At 62.2% G+C, this 4,985-nt stretch carries 6 protein-coding genes; 4 read left to right on the top strand and 2 right to left on the bottom strand.

Features of this window, described 5'->3' with window-relative positions; all coding sequences use genetic code 11:
• Positions 1-72 precede the first annotated feature (72 nt).
• The gene (locus GY769_13680) at positions 73-765 is read right to left on the bottom strand and encodes a hypothetical protein (protein ID MCP4202968.1); all 693 of its coding nucleotides are present in this window, start codon (positions 763-765) and stop codon (positions 73-75) included.
• Positions 766-776: 11 nt separating this feature from the next.
• Between GY769_13680 and GY769_13675 the strand changes: the two genes are divergently transcribed.
• The 4 genes from GY769_13675 to GY769_13660 all read left to right on the top strand — a co-directional run bounded on the left by GY769_13675 (position 777) and on the right by GY769_13660 (position 4,735).
• Positions 777-1,055: a hypothetical protein gene (locus GY769_13675; GenBank protein ID MCP4202967.1), complete on the top strand. Its 279-nt coding sequence runs from the start codon at positions 777-779 to the stop codon at positions 1,053-1,055.
• Between the two features lie 174 nt (positions 1,056-1,229).
• Positions 1,230-1,694 (top strand): helix-turn-helix domain-containing protein, encoded by a 465-nt coding sequence (locus GY769_13670; GenBank protein MCP4202966.1) that lies wholly within the window; start codon positions 1,230-1,232, stop codon positions 1,692-1,694.
• Positions 1,695-1,975: 281 nt separating this feature from the next.
• Positions 1,976-4,033: a recombinase family protein gene (locus GY769_13665; protein MCP4202965.1), complete on the top strand. Its 2,058-nt coding sequence runs from the start codon at positions 1,976-1,978 to the stop codon at positions 4,031-4,033.
• A 498-nt stretch (positions 4,034-4,531) separates the two neighbouring features.
• Complete coding sequence (locus GY769_13660; GenBank protein ID MCP4202964.1) at positions 4,532-4,735, top strand: type II toxin-antitoxin system PemK/MazF family toxin; 204 nt, start codon at positions 4,532-4,534, stop codon at positions 4,733-4,735.
• Between the two features lie 25 nt (positions 4,736-4,760).
• Here GY769_13660 and GY769_13655 read toward each other — a convergent pair.
• Positions 4,761-4,985, bottom strand: a 225-nt coding sequence (locus GY769_13655) for a hypothetical protein (GenBank protein MCP4202963.1), incomplete at its 5' end; no start/stop codon positions are given.

The following is a 4,985-nucleotide window of genomic DNA, read 5'->3' as shown; positions in this document are numbered from 1 at the left end:
CTCCCGTGTAGTGCGAATCGCAGAGATTCACACTTGACCTTTTCAGGCCCGGAGGCCACAGCAACGGGCTGGTCAGATCGCCGCTGCGGCTAGAGCTGCGAAATGGCGCGAGCCACCGGCGTCGGCGAGCGGATCGAGCTCTTCGCCGGTGCGGACGAAACCGAGGCTCGGGCGGAAGCTTCCCTTGGGGAAGATCGCCGCGGCGGCGTTGCCGAGCCTCAGGGTGACCGAGGCTTCGCGGAACATGTCGACGAAGGCGCGGAGGGCCTGGCGGAACCGCTTGCGCATTTCCTTGCTCGCCGCGTGGCATCGCGGCTTCGGCGTGGGCCGGAACCTGACCGGGCGCTCGAGGGGATTCTGCTGACGGATCTTCTGCATGCCGACGGGCTCGGTACCGAGCTCTTCGCGGAGCTCGGCGGCGGCAGCCTCGATCTCGGCGACCATCTGGGCGACGCGCTTGCGGATCTCGGCGGTCGGCAGGTGCTGCCAACAGGGCAACGGCGCCAGCTTGAGCTCGTAGGGCATCATGAACGCGCCGCGAGCGACTCTCTCGACCGGCGTGCCCCGGCGGGCCGCTTTGCGCTCGGCCTGGCGATGGGCCTCGTACTCGGCGGTGCGGTCGTACCACGTACCGGCCATCGGCTTGCCGTCGATCAGCGCCTCGGCGCAGTGCAGACCCTCCCATTCTCCGATGCGGGCGACGAGATTCTCCTTGATCGTATTGGACAACCCTACCAACTGCACGTGATGCGTCGTCTCTGCCAACACGTTTCCGGGTGACGCACCCCTTTCACCCGTACAGCGGTCGCGACTTCGCCTTGGTCGAGATCCTGAGCTCCGGCACTGGTAGCAGGGAGCGGGTGTACTTCGATGACCCCGACGGCCGGAGGACGTACATCCCTATCGACTGCACGGATCTGGCGTCTGTGGACCCGTTCGTCGCCGCCGCAGGTGGCCGTGCGTACTTCCGCGCCCAGGATCTGCTTCGGCTCTGCGCTCTGGTCGACAGCCTGCTGGGAGACGCCACGTCTGACGACTCAGGTCTCAAGTGGTGACCGCCCTGATTGTCAAGAGGATTATGCCTAGAATGACAAGAAGATTATGCCGCCACGTAGGATCAGCTACAGAAGTTTGTGGTCAAAGCCGCCTAGCAACTCGAGATTCTTCGAAACAGGGCTTGACAACTCGGCGAGGTCGGCATAATCTCCCTTACAGAACCGGGAGGATACATGGCCGACGCGAAACGGGACGACGACAAGACTCAGGCGCTACGCAGACGGGGCTGCTTGAACCGATACCCCGAGAAGGTCCAGGACGAGCTGTTCGACCGGATCGACTTCTTCGACCCGAGGGACCTGGTCCAGGTCAAGTACGAGATGCTGCGCCGAGTGCGACTCGAAGGCCAGTCTGTGAGTCGAGCCGCTACGGAGTTCGGCTTCTCTCGCCCGACCTTCTACCAGGCACAGGAGAAGTTCATAGACAGCGGCCTCGCGGGCCTGATCCCGAGCAAACCAGGGCCTCGAGGAGCCCACAAGTTCAACGATGAGGTGGTGGACTATGTTCTGGAGAGACAAGCCAAGGACCCCTCGTTGCGCGCTGAAGATCTGGTCGGCCTCGTCCAGCAACGCTTCGGCTTCAAGGCCCATCCACGTAGCCTCGAGCGCGCTTTGGAGCGTCGAAAAAAAAACTCCTGAGGAGTGCCAGCTGGCCTTCTCGCCCAGTGCTCAAACCTTGGAGAGAGGCTACGAGATCTTGCGACAACAGATGCTCACGAACGGCGCTCACCACGGTTCGGCTCCCGGCCTCGCCGTCTTCCTGCGCCAGGGTATGGTCGGTTGGATGAAAGCCTATTCGCTGTGTTCCCCGACGCTTCCGTGTCCACCTCCACGCTCCGGAGGTAGCGAAATACCCACAGGTTTGATCGCAGATGTGACCACCATTCTGACCAGCATTGTTCTGTCCCACCAGGAGACCCATGAGACAAGACCACCATCAGAAAGTCACTGCACAACATCTGACCCGCGGCGCCTATCTCTACATCCGCCAGTCGACGCTGCGTCAGGTGGTGGAGAACACCGAGAGCACCCGCCGACAGTATGACCTCCGCGAGCGTGCTCTGAGCCTCGGATGGGCCCAAGACCAGATCGTGGTCGTCGACAGCGACCAGGGACTTTCCGCCAGCACATCCGATCGGATCGGCTTCCAGAATCTGGTCACCGATGTCAGTCTGGGTCGTGCCGGACTGGTGATGGGACTCGAGGTCTCGCGCCTGGCCCGCAATTCGGCCGACTGGCATCGACTGCTGGAAATCTGTGCTCTGAGTAACACGCTGATCCTCGACGAAGACGGCCTGTACAATCCGGCTCATTTCAACGACCGGCTCTTGCTGGGCCTGAAGGGGACCATGTCCGAAGCCGAGTTGTATACGCTGCGCACCCGTCTTCAGGGAGGACTGCTCAACAAGGCCCGGCGGGGCGATCTCAAGGTGCCGCTTCCTGTCGGCTTTCTCTACGATGAGCAATCGCAGGTCGTGCTCGATCCCGACACGCAGGTGCAAGAGGCGATTCGGCTCTTCTTCGCCACGTTTCGCCGAGTCGGCTCGGCCCTGGGAACAGCGCGCACCTTTCACGAACAAGGGCTCCAGTTTCCGCGCCGTCCCACCAGGGGTCCGGGATCCAAGAGTCAGAGGATCCTATGGAAAGATCTCGATGTCGGATGTGCCCTACGAGTCTTGCAGAATCCTCGTTACGCAGGCATCTTCGCCTACGGTCGAATGCAAACACAGATGACTCCCAAAGGGCCGAAGCGGCGACAGTGTCGAGATCCTCAAGACTGGGTCGCCTGCGTCCCCGACGCTCATGAAGGCTATATCACCCAGCAGGAGTACGAGGAGAATATGCGTCGGTTGGAAGAAAACGCCCAAGCGGTAGGGGCGGATCGGCGCAGCCCACCCAGAGAAGGCAGAGCACTACTGCAAGGACTGGTCTTGTGCGGCAAATGTGGTCAGCGGATGACAGTCCATTACCACCCGCGCCAGGGAGAGCTCATCCCGAGTTACTGCTGCAAAGATAAATTGGGACCTTCTTGCCAGATCATCCACGGGCAGGGTCTCGATCAGGCGATCGCAGAGCTGATGGTCGAGCTCATGGCCCCAATGACCTTGGAGGTGTCTATCAGCGTCCAGCAAGAGCTCGAGCAACGTTTCGAGGAGACGGAACGGTTACGCCAGAAGCGGGTAACACGGAAACGCTACGAAGCAGATCTGTCCCGCCAACGATTCATGCAGGTCGATCCGAACAATCGGCTCGTCGCGGCGACCCTCGAGGCAGAATGGAATGAGAAGCTGAGAGAGCTCGCCGCAGCACAGGAGGAGTTCGAACGCCGCCGCGAGCAAGATCGCCAGACGTTGAGCGAGGAGCAGAAGTCGAGGATCTCGGCGCTGACTACGGACTTCCCCAAGCTGTGGAACGACTCTCGGACGCCATCGCGGGAGCGCAAGCGGATGATCCGACTCCTGATCGAAGACGTGACGCTCCTGCGCGAGGACGGCATCACCGCTCACATCCGGTTCAAAGGGGGCGCGACCCGGACTCTGAACCTGCCGGCACCCCTCAGCGCCTGGCAGCAACGCAAGACGAGCCCGCAGCTGGTCGCCGAGATCGACCGACTTCTCGACCACCATACCGAGAGCGAGATTGCCCGGTCCCTCGCTGAAGAAGGGCGCCTCTCCCCGACGGGCCTGCCCTTCACACCACAGATCGTGTGCACCATCCGCAAGAGCTACCGACTCAAGCGCCGCTACCATCGCCTCCGCGACGCCGGCTATTTGACCCTTGCGGAGTGGGCGAGGATGCTGCACGTCGGCCAGGAGAGACTCGCGCGCTGGCGAGAGCGCGGTTTCTTCAAGGCTCATCACTTCAACGACCGATGCTGCCTCTACGAGTTGAATCCAGATGGTCTGGATGACCTCCCCGAGCCCCTGAAGCAAGCCGCTTCCAGGGGACGCAGTCCACAAACGACCAATGAGGTGTAGTATGAAGCGCTGCCTTTGCTCAGGTGGTACTTCAACCTGCGCCACTGAGCCTCCGGCTCGTGGCTGACGACGATCTGGTCGAATCGGCGTTCCCAGAACGATCCCCGCCACTTCCGAAGCCGCCCTCCGATCTCCTTCGAGATGTTGCATCCCAGATGCTGCATGAAACGCGACAAGCTCCGCTGGTCGCGGACGATGAGCAAGTGGTGGGCGTGATTCGCGAGCCACACCGTCGAACAGAGCTCTAACGGCGAGACCTCGAGAGCCCGGCCCAAGACGCCGACCACGACCTCGTTGAATCGACGAGGTTCGGGACCGGGCGTCAGGAGCGCGCGAGCGCCGGTCACTCGGCTGGTGACCTCGACGAGGACGCCGTCTTTTCTCTCGGGGATGTAACGCGCGGGTCGGCCCATCTGGATCTCCAGAGCCTGCACTGGTGGCAGGCTCTGGAGATACCAGTACGTAGAATGGGCTCGAATTCTGTAGCCGAACACCGAAATCGGCCCCAACCACGCTCTCGCCCAGGCGCCGGGCAACGTCCGCTGCTGCCAGCAGGAGGCCGGACTCTCGAAGCCGTCGGTGGGCAACGTCTCGCAGGTCGCGACGATCGACAAGAACCGGCTCCTGGAGCGCGTCGGTGCGCTTTCCGGCGGCCCGCTCGCCGAAGTCGAAGACGGGATTCCTCTCGTCTTGGGACTTTGAGCAGGGCTTTGCGCACGGACTGCGCTCAGTCCCTCCGTCTCAGGTCAGCGAACTGGGCGGCCCTCATCGCCTTGTGCTCCTCGCGACTTCCGCCAAAGCTGATGTCGGCCGCCTTTCGCGGAGGACCCTTGGTGGAAAGGTTGCTCGGATCCGCCTCCCATTCGAGCCGTTGGAGGTACTTCCACCAGACCTTTTCATGCTCTGACTCCGCCTGCGCTTCACCACGGCAGACCTCCACGAAACGCTGTTG

This window comes from bacterium, from assembly GCA_024224155.1.
Taxonomy (GTDB): Bacteria; Acidobacteriota; Thermoanaerobaculia; order Multivoradales; family JAHEKO01; genus CALZIK01.
Note: the sequence above shows the minus strand (reverse complement) of the source record. Positions and strands in the feature narration are given on the sequence as shown.

Bases quoted from the DNA above. Each gene is read 5' to 3' on its own strand.
- GY769_13670 (MCP4202966.1), top strand. From the start codon at position 1,230: ATGGCCGACGCGAAACGGGACGACGACAAGACTCAGGCGCTACGCAGA.
- GY769_13665 (MCP4202965.1), top strand. From the start codon at position 1,976: ATGAGACAAGACCACCATCAGAAAGTCACTGCACAACATCTGACCCGC.